The 21,717-nt window shown below is 64.5% G+C and carries 21 protein-coding genes; 10 read left to right on the top strand and 11 right to left on the bottom strand.

Annotated features, from left to right (window positions below; translation table 11 throughout):
- Nucleotide 1: 1 nt before the first annotated feature.
- The 4 genes from LDZ26_RS00270 to LDZ26_RS00255 all read right to left on the bottom strand — a co-directional run bounded on the left by LDZ26_RS00270 (nt 2) and on the right by LDZ26_RS00255 (nt 4,234).
- Nucleotides 2-1,561, bottom strand: a complete 1,560-nt coding sequence (locus LDZ26_RS00270; protein WP_244847656.1) for a methyl-accepting chemotaxis protein — start codon at nt 1,559-1,561, stop codon at nt 2-4.
- Between the two features lie 453 nt (nt 1,562-2,014).
- A complete protein-coding gene (locus LDZ26_RS00265) occupies nt 2,015-2,557 on the bottom strand; it encodes a response regulator transcription factor (RefSeq protein WP_244847655.1) in 543 nt (180 codons plus the stop codon).
- Between the two features lie 36 nt (nt 2,558-2,593).
- Complete coding sequence (locus tag LDZ26_RS00260) at nt 2,594-3,892, bottom strand: ATP-binding protein (protein ID WP_244847654.1); 1,299 nt, start codon at nt 3,890-3,892, stop codon at nt 2,594-2,596.
- 132 nt (nt 3,893-4,024) lie between these two features.
- The gene (locus LDZ26_RS00255) at nt 4,025-4,234 is read right to left on the bottom strand and encodes a cysteine-rich CWC family protein (protein ID WP_244847653.1); all 210 of its coding nucleotides are present in this window, start codon (nt 4,232-4,234) and stop codon (nt 4,025-4,027) included.
- A gap of 153 nt (nt 4,235-4,387) precedes the next feature.
- Between LDZ26_RS00255 and argB the strand changes: the two genes are divergently transcribed.
- Nucleotides 4,388-5,287, top strand: coding sequence for an acetylglutamate kinase (gene argB / locus LDZ26_RS00250; protein WP_159837600.1), 900 nt, complete (start codon nt 4,388-4,390; stop codon nt 5,285-5,287).
- A 66-nt stretch (nt 5,288-5,353) separates the two neighbouring features.
- A complete protein-coding gene (locus LDZ26_RS00245) occupies nt 5,354-6,121 on the top strand; it encodes a pyrimidine 5'-nucleotidase (RefSeq protein ID WP_244847652.1) in 768 nt (255 codons plus the stop codon).
- Here LDZ26_RS00245 and LDZ26_RS00240 read toward each other — a convergent pair.
- Nucleotides 6,111-6,431, bottom strand: coding sequence for a type II toxin-antitoxin system RelE/ParE family toxin (locus LDZ26_RS00240; RefSeq protein WP_175938941.1), 321 nt, complete (start codon nt 6,429-6,431; stop codon nt 6,111-6,113). The genes LDZ26_RS00245 and LDZ26_RS00240 overlap by 11 nt on opposite strands.
- Nucleotides 6,428-6,709: a type II toxin-antitoxin system Phd/YefM family antitoxin gene (locus LDZ26_RS00235; protein WP_175938940.1), complete on the bottom strand. Its 282-nt coding sequence runs from the start codon at nt 6,707-6,709 to the stop codon at nt 6,428-6,430. Before LDZ26_RS00235 ends, LDZ26_RS00240 begins: the two co-directional genes overlap by 4 nt.
- A 293-nt stretch (nt 6,710-7,002) precedes the next feature.
- Here LDZ26_RS00235 and LDZ26_RS00230 point away from each other — a divergent pair, with 293 nt between their 5' ends.
- From LDZ26_RS00230 to LDZ26_RS00215, 4 genes are read left to right on the top strand one after another with little or no spacing between them, the layout of a single operon-like run.
- Nucleotides 7,003-8,148, top strand: coding sequence for a homoserine O-acetyltransferase (locus tag LDZ26_RS00230; protein ID WP_244847651.1), 1,146 nt, complete (start codon nt 7,003-7,005; stop codon nt 8,146-8,148).
- Entirely contained in the window at nt 8,145-8,753 is a 609-nt protein-coding gene (gene metW / locus LDZ26_RS00225; protein ID WP_244847650.1) for a methionine biosynthesis protein MetW, read from the top strand. Before LDZ26_RS00230 ends, metW begins: the two co-directional genes overlap by 4 nt.
- Before the next feature lie 46 nt (nt 8,754-8,799).
- Nucleotides 8,800-10,086 (top strand): AmpG family muropeptide MFS transporter, encoded by a 1,287-nt coding sequence (locus tag LDZ26_RS00220; RefSeq protein ID WP_244847649.1) that lies wholly within the window; start codon nt 8,800-8,802, stop codon nt 10,084-10,086.
- Complete coding sequence (locus LDZ26_RS00215; protein WP_244847648.1) at nt 10,083-11,021, top strand: M48 family metallopeptidase; 939 nt, start codon at nt 10,083-10,085, stop codon at nt 11,019-11,021. The genes LDZ26_RS00220 and LDZ26_RS00215 overlap by 4 nt, the downstream gene beginning before the upstream one ends.
- On the opposite strand, the gene LDZ26_RS00210 is transcribed toward LDZ26_RS00215, so the two are convergent.
- From LDZ26_RS00210 to gatC, 5 genes are all read right to left on the bottom strand, one after another.
- Nucleotides 11,022-11,804 carry an exodeoxyribonuclease III gene (locus LDZ26_RS00210; RefSeq protein WP_244847647.1) on the bottom strand — a complete coding sequence of 261 codons (783 nt, stop codon included), beginning with the start codon at nt 11,802-11,804 and terminating at the stop codon, nt 11,022-11,024. It lies immediately after the preceding gene.
- A 25-nt stretch (nt 11,805-11,829) separates the two neighbouring features.
- Nucleotides 11,830-12,669 carry a PPK2 family polyphosphate kinase gene (locus LDZ26_RS00205; RefSeq protein WP_244847646.1) on the bottom strand — a complete coding sequence of 280 codons (840 nt, stop codon included), beginning with the start codon at nt 12,667-12,669 and terminating at the stop codon, nt 11,830-11,832.
- Between the two features lie 111 nt (nt 12,670-12,780).
- Complete coding sequence (gatB, locus tag LDZ26_RS00200; protein WP_175938928.1) at nt 12,781-14,250, bottom strand: Asp-tRNA(Asn)/Glu-tRNA(Gln) amidotransferase subunit GatB; 1,470 nt, start codon at nt 14,248-14,250, stop codon at nt 12,781-12,783.
- Nucleotides 14,251-14,252: 2 nt separating this feature from the next.
- On the bottom strand, nt 14,253-15,743 hold the full coding sequence (gatA, locus tag LDZ26_RS00195; protein ID WP_244847645.1) for an Asp-tRNA(Asn)/Glu-tRNA(Gln) amidotransferase subunit GatA: 1,491 nt from the start codon (nt 15,741-15,743) through the stop codon (nt 14,253-14,255).
- Nucleotides 15,744-15,816: 73 nt separating this feature from the next.
- Nucleotides 15,817-16,116 (bottom strand): Asp-tRNA(Asn)/Glu-tRNA(Gln) amidotransferase subunit GatC, encoded by a 300-nt coding sequence (gatC, locus tag LDZ26_RS00190; protein ID WP_244847644.1) that lies wholly within the window; start codon nt 16,114-16,116, stop codon nt 15,817-15,819.
- A 377-nt stretch (nt 16,117-16,493) separates the two neighbouring features.
- Between gatC and LDZ26_RS00185 the strand changes: the two genes are divergently transcribed.
- The 4 genes from LDZ26_RS00185 (at nt 16,494) to mrdA (ending at nt 21,707) form a co-directional block, all read left to right on the top strand.
- Complete coding sequence (locus LDZ26_RS00185) at nt 16,494-17,537, top strand: rod shape-determining protein (protein WP_004189550.1); 1,044 nt, start codon at nt 16,494-16,496, stop codon at nt 17,535-17,537.
- Nucleotides 17,538-17,729: 192 nt separating this feature from the next.
- Nucleotides 17,730-18,839: a rod shape-determining protein MreC gene (gene mreC / locus LDZ26_RS00180; RefSeq protein ID WP_244847643.1), complete on the top strand. Its 1,110-nt coding sequence runs from the start codon at nt 17,730-17,732 to the stop codon at nt 18,837-18,839.
- Nucleotides 18,836-19,348, top strand: coding sequence for a rod shape-determining protein MreD (gene mreD, locus LDZ26_RS00175; RefSeq protein WP_175938922.1), 513 nt, complete (start codon nt 18,836-18,838; stop codon nt 19,346-19,348). The genes mreC and mreD overlap by 4 nt, the downstream gene beginning before the upstream one ends.
- 88 nt (nt 19,349-19,436) lie before the next feature.
- Nucleotides 19,437-21,707: a penicillin-binding protein 2 gene (mrdA, locus tag LDZ26_RS00170; RefSeq protein WP_244847642.1), complete on the top strand. Its 2,271-nt coding sequence runs from the start codon at nt 19,437-19,439 to the stop codon at nt 21,705-21,707.
- The last annotated feature ends 10 nt before the right edge of the window (nt 21,708-21,717 follow it).

The raw sequence follows: 21,717 nt of genomic DNA, 5'->3' as shown, positions 1-21,717 counted from the left end.
CTTACGCGCGCCCTTCCAGCTCGAACACCGCCACCGCGCCCTTCAAATGCTCGGCCTGATCCGCCATCGCCCCAGCCGCCGCCGCGGCCTGCTCGACGAGCGCCGCGTTCTGCTGCGTCACCTGATCCATCTGCGCGACCGCGCGATTCACCTGCTCGATGCCCGCGCTCTGCTCGTGCGACGCCGCCGAAATCTGCGCCATGATGCCCGTCACGCGCTGCACCGCTTCCGTGACTTCCGCCATGGTCGCGCCGGCGCGCTCGGCGATCGCCGCGCCGCTGCCCACGCGCGCCGTGGAGGCTTCGATTAGTTCCTTGATCTCCTTCGCCGACATCGCGCTGCGCTGCGCGAGCGAGCGCACTTCGCCCGCCACGACCGCGAAACCGCGCCCTTCCTCGCCCGCCCGCGCCGCTTCGACGGCTGCGTTCAACGCGAGAATGTTCGTCTGGAAAGCGATGCCTTCGATCACCGCGATGATGTCCGTCATGCGCTTGCTGCCTGCCGCCAGTTCGCGCATGTTGTCGACCACTTCGCCGACCAGTTCGCTGCCGCGCGCCGACACGTCCGACGCGCCGCGCGCGAGCGTGGTGGCTTCGTCGGCATTGCCCGCGTTCTGGCGCACGGTGGCGGTGAGCTGCTCCATGCTCGACGCGGTTTCTTCCAGCGACGCCGCCTGTTCCTCGGTGCGCTGCGAGAGGTCGGTGTTGCCCTGCGCGATCTCGCGCGATGCGAACAGAATCGACTCGCTCGCGTGGCGAATGCCGCCGACGATTTCCGCGAGCTTGCTGCTCATGTTGCCGAGGCTGTGCAGCATGCTGCTTTCGTCGCCGGGACGCGTCTCGACGCGCGCGGTCAGGTCGCCCTGCGCGATGCGATTGGCGATCTGCGCCGCATACGCCGGCTCGCCGCCGAGCTGCGCGGCAAGACGCCGGCCGATGACCACCGCGAGCACCGCGCCCGCCGCCATCGCGCCCAGAACGAGCGCGAGCAACACGACGCGCATGGTTTCGTACTCCGCGGCCGCGCTCGCGCGCGCCGCCGTCGCACGCGCACGCTTGTACTCGACGAGCCGCTCCAGCACGTCGCGCGCCTTTTCGCTCGCCGCAATCGCGCGTGCGATCAGCCCCATCTGATCGACGTCGATGGGCATGGGCTTCACGCCCATCTGCATCTGCACGATCTCTTCCCACGCGGCGACCGACTGGCTCGCGGCGTCGTAGAGCGCCGAGCCTTGCGGCGTGGAGAGCGTCGGGCGCATGCGCTCGAACGCGCGATGCATCGCGGCGAGCGATTCGCCCATATCGTGTTTGAGCTTCTGCTTGCCGGCGTCGTCGGCGAAGGTGAGGTTGGCGGCGTCGAGGTCCGTGTTGACCTTGTGCTTGTTGATTTCCTCGGCCCGGTAGAGGCCGTCCATGTGACGGTCGCCGATTTCCTCGACCAGGCTATGCATCTTGGCAAGCGACACCACGCCGGTTCCGCCCACGCACGCCGTGAACAGAATCACGACCGCGAACGACAACAACAGCTTGCTCAAGACCGACAGGCGGTCAAACCCTTTCATCGATGTCTCCGTATGTCGCGAGCGGACACGTCGAACGCAGCGGACGCGCTCGCATTCGGTGGCCGGCTCCCTTCCGCGCCCCGCAGACGACGCCCGCGGACAACGCTTCTCGCCGCTGCAATGCCGGCGTTGCGCGATACATGTCACGCACAAGCAGGCTTTACGGCGTTCGCGACGCGTTCTTGAGTGCGGGATACCGGCTATATGACGGAAACGTCGCCGCGCATGCCGGCATGGAAGACGCCTTTCTTGTTGCTAACAAGCAGGCGATTAGGAGACTTCCTACTTTTCGGATTTATCGTATATAAGGGCGCGATGCCGCCACGTATGCTGCGTTCGTGCATATCCCCATGTATATGCACGAAGTCGTTGCAACTCTCCGATTACCGCCCTCGTTCCCCGGCTTGGGCGGTTCTTTTTTGGTTCGCCGTTTTCTTGCATGGCAGCGGCCGCTTACTGGCGCACCGGCTTCTTCGCCAGCTTGCGCTGCAACGTGCGCCGGTGCATGTTGAGCGCGCGCGCCGTCGCCGAGATATTGCCGTTGTTCTCCGCGAGCGCCCGCTGGATATGCTCCCACTCCAGCCGCGCCACCGAAAGCAGCGTCGGGTGCTCGATCGCTTCCTCGGCCGTCTGCTCGCTCGCCTCTTCCTGAAGCGCCAGCAGAATCGATTCGACGTTCGCGGGCTTCGCCAGATAGTTGTCCGCGCCGTCTTTCACCGCTTGCACGGCCGTCGCGATGCTCGCGTAGCCGGTCAGCACGAGAATGCGCGCATCCGGTTGCAGGTCGCGCAACGGGGCGACGAGGCGCAGCCCGGAATCGTTGCCGAGATGCAAGTCCACTGTGATCTGACCGAACTTGTGCTGATTGGCGAGCTTCACGGCTTCTTCCGCGTTGTGCGCCTGATGCGCCGTGTAGCCGCGACGCGCCAGCCCGCGCGCCAGAATGCCCGAGAAGACTTCGTCGTCGTCGATGATCAGGAAGTTGTTATCGCTCATGGTTCATTTCTCCTTGTATCTCTTTGCCGAGCGCGTTCACGCCGCGCCGCTCGATTCCGTTCGCGCCGCCGCGACCGGCGCCGCCGCCGCGCCCCGGTTCGGCACCCTGAGCACGGCACGCGTGCCGTGCGGCTCGGCCTCCAACAGTTCGATGGAGCCGTTGAGCCGCGCCGCCGCCGCGAACGCCAGATAGAGCCCGACGCCGTGGCCGCCCTGCGTGCTGTCGACAGGACCCGCGCCGAGCGACGCGCGCAGCGCGGGCGGAATGCCCGGGCCGCGATCGCACACTTCGAAGCGCACGTACCGCGCACTCTCTTCCGTTTCCGCCACGGCTTGCAGCGTCACGAACTCGCTGCTCGCGCGCGCGGCGTTGTCGAGCAGGATCGTGAGAATCTGGCCGACGGCCACCGCGTCGTCGATGGACGCGGTCGCCGGCGCTTCGCCGACTTGCTCGAACTTCACCTGCGGATGCCGCAGCCGCCATTGCTCGATGAAACTCGCGAGCCATTCGTCGAGCGGCTGCCGGTTGGACGGCCCGCTCGCCCGGCTGCGCAGCCGCGCGAGCGCCGACGTGCAGAGCGCCATCTGCTGCTCGAGCAGTTCGAAGTCGTCCGCGTACGGCGCGAGGTTGCGGTCGTGCGCGGCGGCATCGCGCAATTCTTCGGAGAGCATCGCAATGGTGGACAGCGGCGTGCCCATTTCGTGCGCGACGGTCGCCGCCTGCACGCCGAGCGCGACGGCGCGTTCATCGCGCAGATGACGCTGCTGGGCGTCGGCGAGCGCGGCGTCGCGCAGGCGCAGCGCCCGCGACATGCGCGCGACGAACCAGCCGATCAAGCCCACGCTCACCATGAAGTTGACCCACAGGCCGAGGCGGAAATAGTCGAAGAGATTCGCCGGATTCTCGATATTGAGCGGCACGTAGTTGTAGCTGAGAAGCGCGTAACACGCGACGGCGAAGAGCGCGAGGCACGCCATCATGTGCCACGGGAGAATGGCGGCGGCAATGGCAAGCGACGGCAGATACAGCGTGACGAACGGATTGGTCGCGCCGCCCGACAAGAAGAGCAGGGCCGACAGCGCGCCGAGATCGACGCACATCTGCCCGAAGAGTTCGAGATTCGTCTCGGGCCGCGCCCGCGCGACGCGCAGCCACGTCAGCCCGTTGAAGACCATCTCCAGCGCGATCACGAGCAGCATGGCCGGCAGCGGCAGATTCGCGCCGAGCCAAATCTGCACGACGGCGATGGTCGTCAACTGGCCGATGATCGCGAGCGAACGAAGCCAGAACAGATGGCCGAGGTTGACGCGACCGGTATTCGTTATGCGATGCATGTGCCTTCGAGTGCGCGCCGGCAGCGAAAGTGCGCGCCGGCAAGTCGTGGTTCATGCGGCATTATCCCGCTTGCGCGCGCCGCCGAACCGCCGATGGCGCGATTTGTCGCACCCCGCGCGGCATGTGCTCTGCTAACCCGAAATGCCGGCCTTTTTCATTTCCGCCAGCAGGCACGCCCGGCACAGACACGCTTCGCCCGCGCGCAGGCGCTCGGCCGGCAACGCGGGCAGCGACGCGCACCAGCAGGCGGCATCGCCCGAAAGCGAGCCGCATCGGAACGTCGCGCCGCAGCGGGTGCAGACGGCGCCCGGCGCGGGCGGTGCAAGCGGTGGCTTCGTCATGGTGACGCATTCGTGACATCGAGCGATGAACGATGATCGCACGTTGCCGGCGGCGCCGGAAAACGCGGGCGGCGTCGCGGCAAAACGTCATATCGCCTCGCATCGGTCCTGTACAATTCCGCCTGTTTAACGCTCTTCGCCTCGACTGCCGCCATGTCCGACCTTCCCGACCTCACGCAGATCGCGCCTACCCTGAAAGCTGAAATCCTGGCCGAGGCGCTGCCCTATATCCGTCAATATCACGGCAAGACGGTCGTGATCAAATACGGCGGCAATGCCATGACCGAAGAGCGCCTGAAGCAAGGCTTCGCGCGCGACGTCATTCTGCTGAAGCTCGTCGGCATCAACCCGGTGATCGTCCACGGCGGCGGCCCGCAGATCGACCAGGCGCTGAAGAAAATTGGCAAGCAGGGCACGTTCATCCAAGGCATGCGCGTCACCGACGAAGAGACGATGGAAGTCGTCGAATGGGTGCTCGGCGGCGAAGTGCAGCAGGACATCGTCACGCTCATCAATCACTTCGGCGGCCACGCGGTCGGTCTCACCGGCAAGGACGGCGGCCTCATCCACGCGCGCAAGCTGATGATGCCGGACCGCGACAATCCCGGGCAGTTCATCGACATCGGTCAAGTGGGCGAAGTCGAAGCCATCAACCCGGCTGTCGTGAAGGCGCTGCAGGACGACGCATTCATTCCCGTCATTTCGCCCATCGGCTTCGGCGAGGACGGCCTCTCGTACAACATCAACGCGGATCTGGTCGCGGGCAAGCTGGCGGTCGTGCTGAACGCCGAAAAGCTCGTCATGATGACCAACATTCCCGGCGTGATGGACAAGGAAGGCAATCTGCTCACGGACCTTTCGGCGCGCGAGATCGACGCCCTGTTCGCCGACGGGACCATCTCGGGCGGCATGCTGCCGAAAATCTCGTCGGCGCTGGATGCCGCGAAGAGCGGCGTGCGCTCGGTGCATATCATCGACGGGCGCATCGAGCATTCGGTGCTGCTCGAAATTCTGACCGAACAGCCGTTCGGCACGATGATCCGCTCGCATTGAGCTTTGATTGAGCCCCGCTCATTTCATGACGACGCCCGCCTCCGCGCGGGCGTTTCTTTTCGCGCAATGAATTCGCATCCCACTTCCCGCCGCCGCCGCGTCGAGCCGCGCGTCCCGGTCTGGCTCTTCGATCTCGACAACACGCTGCATCACGCGTCGCATCAGATTTTCCCGGCCATCAATCGCGCGATGACGCAGTACATCATGGACCGGCTCGGCGTCGATGTGGACGAGGCGAACCGGCTGCGCGTCGGCTATACGGTGCGATACGGCGCGACGCTCGTCGGGCTCGTGAAGCATCACGGCGTCGATCCGGCCGACTTTCTGCACGTCGTCCACACGTTCGCCGATCTTCCGTCGATGCTGCGCGCCGAGCGCGGCATCGGCCGCATGCTGCGTGCGCTGCCGGGCCGCAAGATCGTGCTGACCAACGCGCCGTCCGTCTATGCGCGGGCCGTGCTCGCGGAACTCGGCATCGAGCGGCTATTCGAGCGCGTGATCGCCATCGAGGACATGCGCGAAGGCGATCGCTGGCGCTCGAAGCCCGATGCGCCGATGCTTCGCCGTGCGATGCGGCGCGCGCGCGTGCGTCTCGCCGATGCGATTCTCGTCGAAGACACGCGCGGGCATCTGAAAAGCTATCGGCGGCTGGGCATTCGGACCGTGTGGATAGTCGGGCATCTGCCGGCCGCGCGCACGTCGGCGGGCGCGGTGTCTGTGCGCTTGCCGGGCGCGGGCAGGCCGCATTATGTGGATCGCACCGTGCAGTCGTTGCGCGCGCTGACGCTCGGCCTGCGCGGCGGCGCGCTCGGGCGGCCACCGGCTAGATCCTGAACAGACGCCGCGCGAGAATATCTTCGAGGTCCGAACGCATATCGACGACGAGATGCACGTAGATCGTGTCGTCGTCGACCTTGTAGATGATTCGGTTCGTCCCGCTAACGACTTCGTAATACCCCGTCATGCGAAAGTCGACGAGTTCCGGCGGCGTCGCGCCCTTGCGCGGCGAAGCCTCGATGTCCGCGACGGCATCCGCTATTTTGTCGCGCGTCGCTTTCCATGCGGTGCCGCCGAACTTGTTGATCACGTAACGCCGGAAGTCCTGCAGGTCTTGTCGAACGGGATCGAGAAAGACGGTCTTCATTTGAGGCCCTCTTCCTTGTCGAGCCGCTCGATCTCGGCGAAAAAATCGCCCGCGCTGATGCAATGTCCCGCCTCGATATACTTCTGCCCCATCGCCAGAATCTTGAGCAGCGCGACGGTCTGATGCAGGTCCTCGTAGGACTGAACGTCCTGCACGACAACCTTCGCTTCGCCGTTCTGCGTAATCAGCATCGGCTCGCGGCTCTCCACGACGTTGCGGATCATCTCGGCTGCGCGGCTCTTCAAATGACTCAGCGGTCTGACGCGACTCGGTTTCATGTCGATTCCCGGCAAGGCGCGATGCCTAGACAATATAGACAGAAAACGACGCGCCACCCAAGCCGGCGACCGCCGTCACGATTAGCGGCTTTATTACGTTTTCCGCTATACTTCACCGCTTGACAGAATTGAACACGCGCCGATTTGCTGACTCGATTGCGGGCGCGCGAACCAGGGCATCGGCATTGCTCCGGTTCACTATAAATGCGGCTAAAGAGGTCGTCAGCCGCGCCTATCTTCCGCTTCTTCGCGCCCAGCCGACACCGTTTAGCCGCCCAGTAAAGGCGGAATGAATGGAATCCATCGGCATCGTCACTCCCCAAACTCTGCGTTTTTCCGAGCCGCTCGTGCTTCAGAGCGGCAGCTCGCTCGGCGACTACGAACTCGTCGTCGAAACGTACGGTGAACTCAACGCCGCGCGCTCGAATGCGGTGCTCGTCTGCCATGCGCTCAACGCGTCGCATCACGTCGCGGGCGTGTACGCCGACAATCCGAAGGACGTCGGCTGGTGGGACAACATGGTCGGACCGGGCAAGCCGCTCGATACCAATCGCTTCTTCGTGATCGGCGTGAACAATTTCGGCTCGTGCTTCGGCTCGACGGGGCCGATGAGCATCGACCGCGCGACCGGCAAGCCGTACGGCGCGCGCTTTCCCGTCGTCACGGTGGAAGACTGGGTGCATGCGCAGGCGCGCGTGGCGGACCGCTTCGGCATCGAGCGATTCGCGGCCGTGATGGGCGGCAGTCTCGGCGGCATGCAGGCGCTCGCGTGGAGCCTCATGTACCCGGAGCGGCTCGGGCATTGCATCGTGATCGCGTCGACGCCGAAGCTCTCGGCGCAGAACATCGCGTTCAACGAAACCGCGCGCTCCGCGATTCTCTCCGATCCCGACTTCCACGGCGGCGACTACTACGCGCACGGCGTGAAGCCGCGCCGGGGCCTGCGCGTCGCGCGCATGATCGGCCATATCACGTATCTTTCGGACGACGACATGGCCGTGAAATTCGGCCGCGCGCTGCGCCGGGCCGAAGGCGCGCTCGACGCGTACAACTTCAACTTCGACGTGGAGTTCGAGGTGGAGTCGTATCTGCGCTATCAGGCGGACAAGTTCGCCGAATACTTCGACGCCAACACGTACCTGCTCATCACGCGCGCGCTCGATTATTTCGATCCCGCCAAGACCTACGACGGCGACCTCACGCAGGCGCTCGCCCGCACGAAGGCGAAGTATCTGATCGCGAGCTTCACGACGGACTGGCGTTTTGCGCCGGTGCGTTCCCGCGAGATCGTGAAGGCGCTGCTCGACAACAAGCGCACGGTGAGCTACGCCGAAATCGACGCCCCGCACGGCCACGACGCCTTCCTGCTCGACGACGCGCGCTATCACAACCTGATGCGCGCCTACTACGAACGCATTGCCACGGAGATCGGCGCATGAACCAGAACACGCTTGATTCGCTCGCGCTGCGCTCGGACTTCCGGGCGATCGCTCGCTGGGTGGAACCGCGCTCGACCGTGCTCGATCTCGGCTGCGGCGACGGGTCGCTGCTCTCGCTGCTCGCGGAAGAGCTGGAAGTGAACGGCTACGGCATCGAGATCAACGACGCCGGCGTGCTCGCCTGCGCGCAGAAGGGCGTGAACGTGATCCAGCAGAATCTCGAAGACGGCCTGCGCCTCTTCGAAGACGACAGCTTCGACTTCGCGATCCTCTCGCAGACGCTGCAGACCATTCATCAGACCGCCGCGATCCTGCGCGAGACAGTGCGCGTGGGGCGCGAATGCATCGTGTCGTTTCCGAACTTCGGCTATTGGCCGCACCGGCTTTCGGTCATTCAAGGGCGCATGCCGGTGTCTAAGTCGCTGCCGTATCAATGGCATAACACGCCGAACGTGCGCGTGCTGACCATCAAGGACTTCGAGGCGCTCGCGCCGGAAGTGGGGATCGAGATTCTGGACCGCGTGGTGCTTCACGGCGGGCAGTCCATCCGTTGGGGCGCGAACTGGCGTGGTAGTCTTGCGGTCTATCGCGTGAAGCGCCGGTGATGCGACCCGGCGCATCAAGCATCGACAACGCTTTTCCAACATCGACATGCCCGACACGCCACACGAGGCGCCCGCTCTAACTGCTCACGAAGAACATCCCCGCTGGCACGCGTTTCTCAACGCGCGCATTCTGATTTGCGTGTTTCTCGGCTTCACGTCGGGATTGCCGCTTTTCACGCTGCTGAGTCTGTTGCAGGCGTGGCTCACGAAAGAGCACATCGACGTCAAGCAAATCGGTCTGTTCGCGTTGCTCGGGCTGCCTTATACGTGGAAATTCGTCTGGGCGCCGCTGATGGACCGCTACGTGCCGCGCCTGCCGTTCTGGCGGCCGGGGCGGCGGCGCGGCTGGATGCTGGTCACGCAAGTGCTCGTGACGCTGGCCATCGGCGCATTCGGCTTCGTTTCGCCGCGTGAGGACATCTGGACGGTGGCCGCCATCGCCGGTCTGCTCGCGTTGTTCAGCGCGAGCCAGGATATCGCCATCGACGCTTACCGGCGCGAACTGCTCGCGGACACCGAACAGGGGCTCGGCAACGCGGTCCACGTCAATGCATACAAAGTGGCGGGGCTCGTGCCGGGATCGCTCGCGCTGATTCTTGCCGGCTTCCTGCCGTGGAAGACGGTCTTCATCGTGACGGCCTTGTTCATGCTGCCGGGCATCGTCACCACGTTCGTCGTGAAGGAACCGGCCGTTCACGGCACGCCGCCGAAAAGTCTGCGCGATGCGGTCATCGAGCCGTTCCACGAATTCGTCACACGCGACGGCTGGCGCTCCGCGCTTCTCGTGCTCGGCTTCATCTTTCTCTACAAGCTCGGCGACACCATGGCGACCGCGCTCGCCACCAAGTTCTTCCTCGACCTCGGCTTCACCACAATGCAGCTCGGCGTGATCGCGAAGACGGTCGCGTTCTGGACGAGCCTCGCGGGCGGCATCATCGGCGGCGTGTTTCTGGTGAAGATCGGCATTGCGCGCGGGCTGTGGATTTTCGGCGTGTTGCAGATCGTCGCGACATTCGGCTTCGCGTGGCTCGCGAAGATCGGGCCGTCGCCGGTCGCGCTCGCGGTGCTGTACGGCTTCGAGACGTTCGCCACAGGGCTCACGCTCGCCACGTTCACCGCGTACATCGCGAGCACCACTGACCCGCGCTATACCGCGACGCAATTCGCGCTTTTCACGAGCCTGGCGGCGGTGCCGCGCACGGTCGTGTCCGCGCTGAGCGGCTTTATCGTCGCGCGGACGGGCTGGTTCGAATACTTCCTCGTCTGCATCGCGCTCTCGATTCCGGGCATGTTACTGTTGCCGATCATCGCGCCCTGGAGACCAAAACGATGACGGTGCGCATATCGACTCACCGTGCGGGCCGCGTGCTCGCGCGGACGCTTGTCTGCGCGCTCGCTTGCGCCTCGCTCGCATCGACGTGCGCCCATGCGCAGGACGAAGAGCGCGTTCCCCCGCCTTATACCGCGCCGGACAACCAGATCCGCTTCGGCAACACCGCGCTTTTTCGCAATCTCATTCCGCCCGCGGCGCTGGAGCAGCAATCCGCCGACGCGTACGCCGCCATCATCCACGAGGCGGAGCGCAACAAGCGGCTGCTGCCGAACGACAACGCGCTGGTGAAACGCGTGCGCGATATCGCGAATCACGAGATTCCGTTCGCGCTCAAGTGGAACGACCGCTCGAAGAACTGGAAGTGGGAAATCAACGTCGTGCGGTCGAACGAGGTCCGCATGTACTGTCTGCCGGGTGGGAAGATCGTCGTGTATAGCGGCTTGATCGAGAAGCTGCACCTGAACGACAACGAGATCGGCATGATGATGGGCCACGAGATCGCGCACGCGCTGCGCGAACACGCCCGCGAGCGGCTCGGCCGGCAGCAGGCCGAGCAACTGACCGCCGGAACGATGCCGCAGCTCTTCGGCTTCGCGGATGTCGGCTCGACGCCGCTCGGCATCGGCGATCAACTGCTCGCCATGCGCTATTCGCCCGCCGACGAGACCGAAGCCGACGTGATCGGCAGCGAGATCGCCTCTCGCGCGGGCTACGATCCGCGCGCCGCCGTCACGCTGTGGAACAAGATCGATACCGCCACGCGCCGCGAGGACAATGGTTTCGTCTGGATGCATCCGTACGGGCCGGACCGCAAGCAGGACCTGGAGAAACGCATGCCCGACATGATGCCGCTTTATGCGAAAGCCATCGGCAAGAGTATCGATGCGTTGCCGAACTACGCGGGCATGGGGCGGTTCAAGAAGAGCGGGCGGTGATCACTTCCGGCCGACCTTCCAGTCGTAGTCGATCGTCAGCGGCGCGTGATCGCTGAACTTGATGTCGCGGAAAATCGACGTACTTTTCGCGGTCGCGGCGACCTCTTTGGTCGCGATATGATAGTCGATGCGCCACCCGACGTTCTTCGCGTACGCCTGACCGCGATTACTCCACCACGTGTACTGCTCGGGCCGCTGGTCGAGCGTGCGGAACACGTCCACATAGCCGACTTCATCGAACAGCTTCGTGAGCCACGCGCGTTCCTCCGGCAGGCAGCCGGAATTCTTCTGATTGCTCTTCCAGTTCTTGATGTCGATCTCTTTGTGCACGATGTTCACGTCGCCGCAGAGAATGACTTCGCGCTTTTTCGAAAGCTCGGCGAGATGCGGCATGAATTCGTCCATGAAGCGGTACTTCGCCTGCTGACGCTCATCGCCGCTCGATCCCGACGGCACATACACCGACACCACCGAAAGCCTGCCGAAGCGCGCTTCCACGTAGCGCCCTTCGGCGTCGAACTCCTCGCTGCCGAAACCGATGATCACGTCGTCCGGTTCGTGGCGCGCATAGACGCCCGCGCCGCTGTAGCCCTTCTTGACCGCGTGCTGAAAGTATCCCTGAAAGCCGTGCGGCGCGAGGAACTCGGGCGTCAGGTCGTCCTGCGAGCACTTGATTTCCTGCACGCAGACCACGTCGGCTGCCTGCTCGCCGAACCAGTCGAAAAAGCCTTTCTTGGCAGCCGAACGAATGCCGTTCAGATTGGCGGTGATCACGCGAAACATACGCTTCCTTTCTTCTTGATTTGAGTTACTCGACCTTCACGCCCGTAAGCGATTCCTTCGCCGGCGGGAATTCGAGCTTCATGCCCTGCAACGTGCGCAAGACGAGCTCGGCGACCATCACGTTCCGATGCGTCTTCGAATCGCCCGGAATGATGTACCACGGCGCGTAGTCCGTCGAGGTCGCGCCGAGCGCCACCGAATACGCCTGCTGATAGTCGTCCCACAGCTTGCGGGCCTCGAGGTCCGAGACGTCGAACTTCCAGTGCTTCGTCGGATCATCGATACGCGCCTGCAGCCGCTTGCGTTGCTCGTCCTTCGAGATATGCAGGAAGCATTTGACGATGGTCGTGCCCGCATCCGCGAGCAGCGCCTCGAACTCGCGGATATGGCGATAGCGGCGCTCGCATTCGTCGTCGTCGATTTGCTTCAGCACGCGCGGCACGAGCACGTCTTCGTAGTGGCTGCGGTTGAAGATCGCGAGTTCGCCCGCCATCGGCGCTTGCGCGTGAACGCGCCACAGGAAGTCGTGCGCCAGCTCGCGCTCGGTCGGCGCGCGAAACGGCACGATGCGCAGGCCGAGCGGATCGACGTCCTGAAACACGCCGCGCACCGTGCCGTCCTTGCCGCTCGTGTCCATGCCTTGCAGCACGAGCAGCACGCGCTCGCGGCGCTGGGCGTGCAGCTTCTCCTGCAACTCGTTCAGCTGCGCGCCGATTTCAGCGAGGCGCGCGCGGTCGTCGTCTTTCGCGCCTGTCGAGAACGGCTTCTGAGACGGATCGACTGAACCGATGTCGAACGCCTTGAGCTTTTTTCCGCCGTCGAAGAACGGAACGCGATAGTCGTCCAGGTCGGATTTCTTGGCCATGTTTTTTCCGCGTCAGCAATGAAAAACGGGCCGCTGCACAGATCAACCGGCAACAGCCCGTGAGTCTTACGCTCCTGAATCAGCAGACCATGCGCGACATGCGCCGCCGACTCAGCCCAGCTTTTTCTTCAGCAATTCATTGACCTGCTGCGGATTGGCCTTGCCCTTCGTCGCCTTCATGGCCTGGCCGATCAGCGCGTTGAACGCCTTCTCCTTGCCCGCGCGGAATTCGTCGACGGACTTCTGATTCGCGGCGAGCACTTCGTCGATGATCGCTTCCAGCGCGCCGGTGTCCGAAATCTGCTTCAGCCCTTTCGCCTCGATGATGCGGTCGGCCGCGGCTTCATCGGTGGCCTTCTCTTCCCAGATCGACTGGAAGATGTCCTTCGCGATCTTGTTCGAGATGGTGCCGTCCGCGATGCGTTGCAGCACCAGCGCAAGCTGCGCCGCCGACACCGGCGACTGAGCGATGTCCAGCGATTCGCGATTGAGCTGCGCGGAGACGTCGCCCATGAGCCAGTTCGCGGCGATCTTCGCCTGCGCCGCGCCCGCCTTCTCGACGACCGCTTCGAAGTACGCGGCCATCGCCTTCGACGACGTGAGCACGCCGGCGTCATAGGACGTCAGGCCGTACGTATCGACGAAGCGCTTCTGCATGTCCGCCGGCAGCTCCGGCATCTCGTCACGCACGCGCGCCACCCAGCTTTCCTCGATCACGAGGGGCATCAGATCGGGATCGGGGAAATAGCGGTAGTCGTGCGCGTCTTCCTTGCTGCGCATGGAGCGCGTTTCGCGCTTGTCCGGATCGTACAGACGCGTTTCCTGCACGACGGTGCCGCCATCTTCGATCAGTTCGATCTGACGGCGCACTTCGTACTGAATGGCTTCTTCGAGGAAGCGGAACGAGTTCAGGTTCTTGATCTCGGCGCGCGTGCCGAATTCCTTCTGGCCGACCGGACGCACGGACACATTCGCATCGCAGCGGAACGAGCCTTCCTGCATGTTGCCGTCGCAGATGCCGAGCCACACGACGAGACCGTGCAGCGCCTTCGCATACGCGACCGCTTCGGCGGCGCTGCGCATTTCCGGCTCCGTGACGATTTCGAGCAGCGGCGTGCCCGCACGGTTCAGGTCGATGCCGGTCATGCCCGCGAAGTCTTCGTGCAGCGACTTGCCGGCGTCTTCTTCCAGATGCGCGCGCGTCAGGTTGACGGTCTTTTCGTAGGCTTCCTTGCCGGCCTTTTCATTGGCCGGCACGTGGATGGTGATCTGTCCGCCCTGCACGACCGGAATCTCGTACTGGCTGATCTGATAGCCCTTCGGCAGATCCGGGTAGAAGTAGTTCTTGCGCGCGAAGATGCTGCGCGGCGCAATGTGCGCGCCGATGGCGAGCCCGAAGCGGATCGCGCGCTCGACTGCGCCGCGGTTCATGACCGGCAGCACGCCCGGCAACGCGAGATCCACGGGACTTGCCTGCGTGTTCGGCGCGGCGCCGAACTGCGTGGGCGCGCCCGAGAAAATCTTGGAGACGGTGGAAAGCTGCGCGTGCGTTTCCAGACCGATGACGACTTCCCACTGCATGTTCACACTCCCGATGCCGATGGTGCCTTGCGGTGCCAGTCGGTCGCGCGCTGAAACGCGTCGGCGACCTGGAGCATCCGGGCTTCGTTGAAATAGTTGCCGACGATCTGCAGACCGACCGGCCGATTCGCATTCGCGCCCGCGCCGAAGCCGCACGGCACGCTCATGCCCGGCAGGCCCGCGAGGCTCACGGAGAGCGTGTAGATGTCGGCGAGGTACATCTGCACGGGATCGTCGGTCTTCTCGCCGAGATTCCAAGCCACCGACGGCGCGACCGGTCCCATGATGACGTCGCACTGCTTGAACGCTTCCTGGAAATCCCGCGCGATGATGCGGCGAATCTTCTGCGCCTGCAGGTAGTACGCGTCGTAATAGCCGTGCGACAACACGTACGTGCCGACCAGAATCCGGCGCTTCACTTCCGGCCCGAAGCCTTCGGCGCGCGACTTCTTGTACATGTCGAGCAGGTCGCGGTATTCGGCCGCGCGATGCCCGTAGCGCACGCCGTCGAAGCGCGACAGGTTGGACGACGCTTCCGCCGGCGCGATGATGTAGTACACGGGAATCGAAAGCTCGGTCTTCGGCAGCGAGACTTCGACGAGCGTCGCGCCAAGGGCTTCGTACTGCTTGAGCGCAGCGTCGATGGCGGCGCGCACGTCGTCGGCGAGTCCCGCGCCGAAGTACTCCTTCGGCATGCCGATGCGCAAGCCTTTCAAAGGCTTGTCGGCGTCCTCGCTCCAGTTCTTGCCGAGATAGCGCGTGTAATCCTCGTTCTCGCGTTGCAGGCTCGTGGAGTCGCGCTCGTCGAAGCCGCCCATCGCGTTCAGAAGCAGCGCGCAGTCGGCGGCGGTCTGCGCCATCGGTCCGCCCTGATCGAGCGACGACGCGAACGCGATCATCCCGTAGCGCGACACGCGGCCGTACGTCGGCTTGATGCCGGTGATGCCGGTAAACGACGCGGGCTGGCGGATGGACCCGCCCGTGTCGGTGCCGGTCGCGGCGGGCGCGAGGCGCGCGGCGACGGCCGCTGCCGACCCGCCCGACGATCCGCCCGGCACGGCCTTCAGGTCCCACGGGTTCTTCACCGCGCCGAAGTACGAGTTCTCGTTGGACGAGCCCATGGCGAACTCGTCCATGTTCGTCTTGCCGAGACACACCATGCCGGCGCGGTTCAGGCGCTCGACAACGGTGGCATCGAACGGGCTCGCGTAGTTCTCCAGCATGTGGGAACCCGCCGTCGAGCCCCAGCCGCGCGTGACGAACACGTCCTTATGCGCGACGGGCAGGCCGGCGAGCGCACCGGCATTGCCCTGCGCGATGAGCGCGTCGGCGGCTTTCGCCTGTTCCAGCGTGAGCTCCGGATTCACGCCGATGAACGCGTTCAGCTCCTTCGCGGCTTCGATGCGTTGCAGGTACGACTGCGCCAGCTCGACGGCGGAGATCGCCTTCGAGTCGAGCGCGGCGCGCAGTTCGGTCAAGCTTTTCTGATGCATTGCAGTTCCCTGATGAGCGCGGCGCGTCACGCCGCGCGCGAGATCGTTGTTCCGATAAGTCGATGCGCCACGCTCACTCGATCACCTTCGGCACGAGATAAAGCCCGTCCTGCACGGCCGGCGCGCAACGCTGGAACTCTTGGCGCTCGATCCGCTCTGAGACTGCGTCGTCGCGCAGTCGCAGGGCGACTTCCTCGATGGCGTCGATAGGATGCGCGAGCGGCTCGATGCCTGCGGTATCGACCGCCTGCATCTGCTCGACGAGACCGAAGAAGTCGTTGAGCCGCGCAAGCGTCGGTTCGGCCTCGTGGTCGGGCAGTTCCAGCCGCGCGAGATGCGCGATGCGTTTAACGTCGGTCAGGGTCAATGACATGGGATCACCGGAGAAAAACATGAACAACTCCCGCACCAGAAACGTTCGCTGCAACAGTCAGTTACGAACCTGGCGGAAAGCCGTCGAAGCGGGGCCGAGGATGGCAAAAAGTGCCGTCCTTTTCCTATAGAAACCCCCAAATTATAAGGTATCATTACACGTTCGACCCACATCCGGATCGACCTGTCAGCGGCTTTCTCCCTGGATCATCCCTCGTCGAGAAACGTTTGCGTGGCATGTTCAATTCCGCGGTAGATTTCTGCTCGGATTTGCATTCACGGCGGCTCGTTTCGCCGTCCCGGCAAACCGTTATTTTTTCCGCTGCCGTCCCCGGCGCTCTTAGCGAGGCACGGCTACCAGCGAGACAGGATTTTTGAATGTTCGGCTTTTTGCGCAGCTATTTTTCCAACGACCTGGCGATTGATCTCGGCACCGCCAACACGCTGATCTACATGCGCGGCAAGGGCATCGTCCTAGACGAGCCGTCAGTCGTCTCCATCCGTCAAGAAGGCGGCCCGAACGGCAAGAAGACCATTCAGGCTGTCGGCAAGGAAGCGAAGCAAATGCTCGGCAAAGTGCCGGGCAACATCGAAGCCATTCGTCCGATGAAAGACGGCGTGATCGCCGACTTCACCGTCACCGAGCAGATGATCAAGCAGTTCATCAAGACTGCACACGAATCCCGCATGTTCTCGCCGTCGCCGCGCATCATCATTTGCGTGCCGTGCGGCTCCACGCAAGTCGAGCGCCGCGCCATTAAGGAAGCGGCTCACGGCGCGGGCGCATCGCAGGTGTATCTCATCGAGGAACCGATGGCCGCGGCAATCGGCGCGGGCCTGCCGGTCTCGGAAGCCACGGGCTCCATGGTCGTGGACATCGGCGGCGGCACGACGGAAGTCGGCGTCATCTCGCTCGGCGGCATCGTGTACAAAGGCTCGGTGCGCGTGGGCGGCGACAAGTTCGACGAAGCCATCGTCAATTACATCCGTCGCAACTACGGCATGCTGATCGGCGAGCAAACCGCTGAAGCCATCAAGAAGGAAATCGGCTCGGCGTTCCCCGGCTCGGAAGTGAAGGAAATGGAAGTCAAGGGCCGCAACCTGTCCGAAGGCATTCCGCGCAGCTTCACCATTTCGAGCAACGAAATCCTCGAAGCCCTCACCGATCCGCTGAACCAGATCGTCTCGTCGGTGAAGATCGCGCTGGAACAGACGCCGCCGGAACTCGGCGCGGACATCGCCGAGCGCGGCATGATGCTGACGGGCGGCGGCGCGCTCCTGCGCGACCTCGACCGCCTGCTCGCGGAAGAAACCGGCTTGCCGGTGCTCGTCGCCGAAGATCCGCTGACCTGCGTGGTGCGCGGTTCGGGCATGGCGCTCGAACGCATGGACAAGCTCGGCAGCATCTTCTCTTACGAGTGATCGCCGGCTTCGGCGTGCGCGCGGTTCGTATCGAACGCATTGTCGAAGCAGACACTCGAGCATCCCGCGTAACGCGACGCGCGCACGGCCCGGCATCAGTCCGGGCTTTTGTCGAAACAGCGTAGGGCAGGTCCCGCCACAAGCGAAACAGCCTGCCGCATCATCCACCCGCTCACGCCCTCGGCGCTGACCATGGAATACAGTCCGCCGCCACTTTTCAAGCAAGGCCCTTCGGCGCTCGCGCGCCTCATTTTCTTCGTGGTGCTAGCCATCGCGCTGCTGGTGTCGGACGTCCGCTTCAACACACTCGAAATCGTGCGCGGCATTCTCGGCGCCGGGCTCTATCCGTTGCAGCGCGCGGCGCTGGTTCCGCGCGACATCTTCATGGGCGCAGCCGATCTCGCCGTGACGAGCGCCACGCTACGCAGCGAAAACCGCAAGCTCGCCGACAAGAATCTCGAACTGTCCATCAAGGCCGGCGATGCCGCGCAGCTGAACATCGAGAACGCGCATCTGCGGGCGCTCTTGAACCTCCAGTCGCGCGCGACCACGCAAACCACGCCCGCCGAAATCCAGTACGACACGCGCGATCCATTCACGCAGAAGGTCGTGATCGGCAAAGGTTCGCAGCAAGGCATTCAGGACGGCGCGCCTGTCGTGGACGAAGAAGGCGTGATCGGGCAAGTGACGCGCGTTTTTCCGATGCAGTCGGAAGTCACGCTGCTCACCGACAAGGACCAGGCGGTGCCGGTGCAGATCGCGCGCACGGGGCTGCGCAGCGTCATCTACGGCACGCCGAAGGGCGACACGCTCGACTTGCGCTTCGTGCCGATCAGCGCGGACGTGCAAGTCGGCGACCAGCTCGTGACGAGCGGTCTCGACGGCGTGTATCCGCCGGGGCTCGCGGTCGCCAAGGTGCTGCGCGTCGACAAGCAGGCGGATACGGCATTCGCCCGCGTCGTCTGCGTGCCGGTCGCGGCGGTGCGCGGCGCGCGCCAGCTGCTCGTGCTGCATTACAACGTCAATGTGCCGCCCAATCCGGTCGAAGTGGAAGCCGCCGCAGCCGCGAAGGAAGCGAAGGAAAACAAGGGCAAGAAGAAGCCCGCAGCCAAAGCAGCGGCGGGCGCGAGCGCTCCGGCTGCCGCGTCGGCGCCGGCGAGCGCGTCGGCGGCGGCTGCGTCGGCGCCTGCCGCGAATTCCGCAGCGAAGGCGACCGCGCCGAAAGCGGCGTCGAGCGCAGCGGCCAAATCAGGCAAGAAGGCGCACGCGCCAAAACCCGCATCGTCGGGAGCCGCGCGATGAACCGTCCGCAATACATTCTCCAGCCGGTCAACCCGTACTTCATCACGTTCAGCCTGGCCGCCGCGTTTCTGCTGAATCTCGTGCCCTGGGGCCGGCTCGTCGGCGTGCCGGATTTCGTCGCGCTCGTGCTGCTCTTCTGGAACGTGCAGCAGCCGCGCAAGGTGGGCATGGGCATCGCGTTCCTGCTCGGGCTGTTGATGGACGTCCATAGCGCGAACCTGCTCGGCGAGCACGCGCTGGCGTACACGCTGTTGTCCTACGGCGCGATCACCATTCACCGGCGCGTGCTGTGGATGTCGCTGCCGGTGCAGACGTTCGTCGTCGCTCCGCTGCTTGTGGGCGCGCATCTCGTGCCGTTCATCATCCGTCTGATGACGGGCGCCGCGTTTCCCGGCTGGAGCTATCTCGTCAACGGATTCGTCGAGGCGCTGCTTTGGCCGATCGCGAGCTTCCTGCTCCTGATGCCGCAACGGCGCGCAGCCGATCCCGACGACACGCGCCCGATCTGAGCGCCGCGCGCGACACGGCGCCGATAAACGCCCGCGCGCCGACTACACTTGAATCGCGAAAGACTCGCGAACCACTCGCGAAACCCGCATGACCGAAATCAAGAACACCGAGCAACAGTTGTCGAAGTTCCGCCTGCGCGTCGCGGCGGCGGGACTGTTCGTGTTCGTCTGCTTCGGGTTGATCGGCCTGCGCTTTCTGTATCTGCAGGTGTGGCACTTCAGCAAATACTCATTGCAGGCCAACGAGAACCGCATCTCGGTCGCGCCGATCGTGCCGAACCGCGGCATCATCACGGACCGCAACGGCATCGTGCTGGCGAAGAACTACTCCGCCTACACGCTGGAAATCACGCCGTCGAAGATCAACGGCACGCTCGACGAAGTCATCGACGCGCTTTCGCAAGTCATCCCGATCGATTCGCGCGACCGTCGGCGTTTCAAGAAGCTGCTGGAGGACTCGAAGAATTTCGAAAGCCTTCCCATCCGCACGCGCCTCACCGACGAGGAAGTCGCCAAGTTCACCGCGCAACGCTTCCGCTTTCCCGGCGTGGAAGTGCGCGCGCGGCTGTTCCGGCAATACCCGCTCGGTACGACGGCGGCGCATGTGATCGGCTATATCGGCCGCATTTCGCAGCGCGATCAGGAACGCATCGACGATGCAAGCGACGCGAACGACGCGAACTCGGATCACTACGATCCGCGTCTCGACGCGAATAACTACAAGGGCACGGATTACGTCGGCAAGATCGGCGTCGAGCAGAGTTACGAAACCGAGCTGCACGGCCTGACCGGTTTCGAAGAAGTGGAAGTCACGGCGGGCGGCCGCCCGGTCCGCACCATGTCGCGCACGCAGGCGACGCCGGGCAACAACCTCGTGCTGTCGCTGGATATCGGCTTGCAGCAGGTCGCCGAGCAGGCGTTCGCGGGCAAGCGCGGCGCGCTGGTCGCCATCGAGCCATCCACGGGCGACGTGCTCGCGTTCGTCTCCGCGCCGAGCTTCGATCCGAATTCCTTCGTCGATGGCATCGACCAGCAGACGTGGGACGCGCTCAACAATTCGCCGGACCATCCGCTCCTGAACCGTCCGCTGCACGGCACGTATCCGCCGGGATCGACGTACAAGCCGTTCATGGCGCTCGCCGCGCTCACGCTGCACAAGCGCACGCCCGGCTGGGGCTTCCAGGACCCCGGCTACTTCACGTTCGGCGGCCACACGTTCCGCAACGACGTGCGTTCGGGTCAGGGCTGGGTGGACATGAATCGCGCGATCGTCGTGTCCAACGACACGTATTTCTACATGCTGGCGCGCGACCTCGGCGTGAACGCGATGGCCGGCTTCATGAAACCCTGGGGCTTCGGGCAGATTACGGGCATCGATATCGCGGGCGAGGCGCGCGGCATTCTTCCGTCGACGGAGTGGAAGCGCAAGGCGTATCGCAAGCCGGAGCAGCAGCGCTGGTACGAAGGCGAGACCATCAGTCTCGGCATCGGTCAGGGCTACAACTCGTTCACCATCCTGCAACTCGCGCACGCGACGGCGACGCTCGCGAACAACGGCGTCGTGATGAAGCCGCACCTCGTGCGCGATGTCGAGAACCCGATCAGCAAGGCGATACGCCCGGTCGTGCGCGACCCGAGCGACAAGATCGCCGTGCGTCAGCAAGACATCGACGTGATCAAGCGCGCGATGGAAGGCGTGGTGACAAACGGCACGGCGGCGAAGGTGTTCGCGGGCGCGTCGTATCTCGCGGCCGGCAAGACGGGCACGGCGCAGGTCTATTCGCTGCAAGGCGCGAACTATCATGGTCACGCGACAGCCGAGCATCTGCGCGACCACGCGCTCTTCATCGCGTTTGCGCCGGCTGAGAATCCGAAGATCGCGCTGGCGCTGATCGTCGAAAACGGCGGCTGGGGCGCGGAAGCGGCCGGCCCGATCGCGCGGAAGGTGCTCGACTATTACCTGGTGGATCGAATGAAGCCGGGCGCCGAAGCGGCTGCCGTGGCCGCCGCGGCTTCCGCGACGGAAGATGCCGGCCTGCCCGTGATCGGCGGGACGCAACCGCCGGCGGCGGCGGCGCTTCCTGCATCGGTGGCGAATCAGTCGCCGGCGTTCTCGCCGTCGGCTGCGTCTAATCCCGATGTGGCGAAGGCGGCTTCCGCGCCCGCTCTGCCGGCTGGCCGCCCCGCGTCCGCGCCCGCAGCCGCGCTGCCCGCGCTGCCCGCGTCGGCCGCGTCGGCCGCGCCGGGCCGCAAGCGCGGCAAGAAGAGCGCGCCGCCCGAGCCGACGCCCACGATGGTGCGCGGCAACGCCGAGAACGGCGTGCGCACGTTCGCGCCGACCGGCGGCATCGACGAATAAGGAAATCGGC

This window comes from Caballeronia sp. SL2Y3, from assembly GCF_022879575.1.
Classification (GTDB): domain Bacteria; phylum Pseudomonadota; class Gammaproteobacteria; order Burkholderiales; family Burkholderiaceae; genus Caballeronia.
Note: the sequence above shows the minus strand (reverse complement) of the source record. Positions and strands in the feature narration are given on the sequence as shown.

What these genes read in the sequence shown, in the direction of transcription:
- gatC (WP_244847644.1), bottom strand. Translation starts at nt 16,116, where the DNA reads ATGTCATTGACCCTGACCGACGTTAAACGCATCGCGCATCTCGCGCGG.
- LDZ26_RS00205 (WP_244847646.1), bottom strand. Translation starts at nt 12,669, where the DNA reads ATGGCCAAGAAATCCGACCTGGACGACTATCGCGTTCCGTTCTTCGAC.
- LDZ26_RS00270 (WP_244847656.1), bottom strand. Translation starts at nt 1,561, where the DNA reads ATGAAAGGGTTTGACCGCCTGTCGGTCTTGAGCAAGCTGTTGTTGTCG.
- LDZ26_RS00210 (WP_244847647.1), bottom strand. Translation starts at nt 11,804, where the DNA reads ATGTTTCGCGTGATCACCGCCAATCTGAACGGCATTCGTTCGGCTGCC.
- LDZ26_RS00260 (WP_244847654.1), bottom strand. Translation starts at nt 3,892, where the DNA reads ATGCATCGCATAACGAATACCGGTCGCGTCAACCTCGGCCATCTGTTC.
- LDZ26_RS00245 (WP_244847652.1), top strand. Translation starts at nt 5,354, where the DNA reads ATGAATTCGCATCCCACTTCCCGCCGCCGCCGCGTCGAGCCGCGCGTC.
- LDZ26_RS00265 (WP_244847655.1), bottom strand. Translation starts at nt 2,557, where the DNA reads ATGAGCGATAACAACTTCCTGATCATCGACGACGACGAAGTCTTCTCG.
- LDZ26_RS00235 (WP_175938940.1), bottom strand. Translation starts at nt 6,709, where the DNA reads ATGAAACCGAGTCGCGTCAGACCGCTGAGTCATTTGAAGAGCCGCGCA.
- gatA (WP_244847645.1), bottom strand. Translation starts at nt 15,743, where the DNA reads ATGCATCAGAAAAGCTTGACCGAACTGCGCGCCGCGCTCGACTCGAAG.
- mrdA (WP_244847642.1), top strand. Translation starts at nt 19,437, where the DNA reads ATGACCGAAATCAAGAACACCGAGCAACAGTTGTCGAAGTTCCGCCTG.
- gatB (WP_175938928.1), bottom strand. Translation starts at nt 14,250, where the DNA reads ATGCAGTGGGAAGTCGTCATCGGTCTGGAAACGCACGCGCAGCTTTCC.
- metW (WP_244847650.1), top strand. Translation starts at nt 8,145, where the DNA reads ATGAACCAGAACACGCTTGATTCGCTCGCGCTGCGCTCGGACTTCCGG.
- LDZ26_RS00230 (WP_244847651.1), top strand. Translation starts at nt 7,003, where the DNA reads ATGGAATCCATCGGCATCGTCACTCCCCAAACTCTGCGTTTTTCCGAG.
- argB (WP_159837600.1), top strand. Translation starts at nt 4,388, where the DNA reads ATGTCCGACCTTCCCGACCTCACGCAGATCGCGCCTACCCTGAAAGCT.
- LDZ26_RS00215 (WP_244847648.1), top strand. Translation starts at nt 10,083, where the DNA reads ATGACGGTGCGCATATCGACTCACCGTGCGGGCCGCGTGCTCGCGCGG.
- mreD (WP_175938922.1), top strand. Translation starts at nt 18,836, where the DNA reads ATGAACCGTCCGCAATACATTCTCCAGCCGGTCAACCCGTACTTCATC.
- LDZ26_RS00240 (WP_175938941.1), bottom strand. Translation starts at nt 6,431, where the DNA reads ATGAAGACCGTCTTTCTCGATCCCGTTCGACAAGACCTGCAGGACTTC.
- LDZ26_RS00255 (WP_244847653.1), bottom strand. Translation starts at nt 4,234, where the DNA reads ATGACGAAGCCACCGCTTGCACCGCCCGCGCCGGGCGCCGTCTGCACC.
- mreC (WP_244847643.1), top strand. Translation starts at nt 17,730, where the DNA reads ATGGAATACAGTCCGCCGCCACTTTTCAAGCAAGGCCCTTCGGCGCTC.
- LDZ26_RS00220 (WP_244847649.1), top strand. Translation starts at nt 8,800, where the DNA reads ATGCCCGACACGCCACACGAGGCGCCCGCTCTAACTGCTCACGAAGAA.
- LDZ26_RS00185 (WP_004189550.1), top strand. Translation starts at nt 16,494, where the DNA reads ATGTTCGGCTTTTTGCGCAGCTATTTTTCCAACGACCTGGCGATTGAT.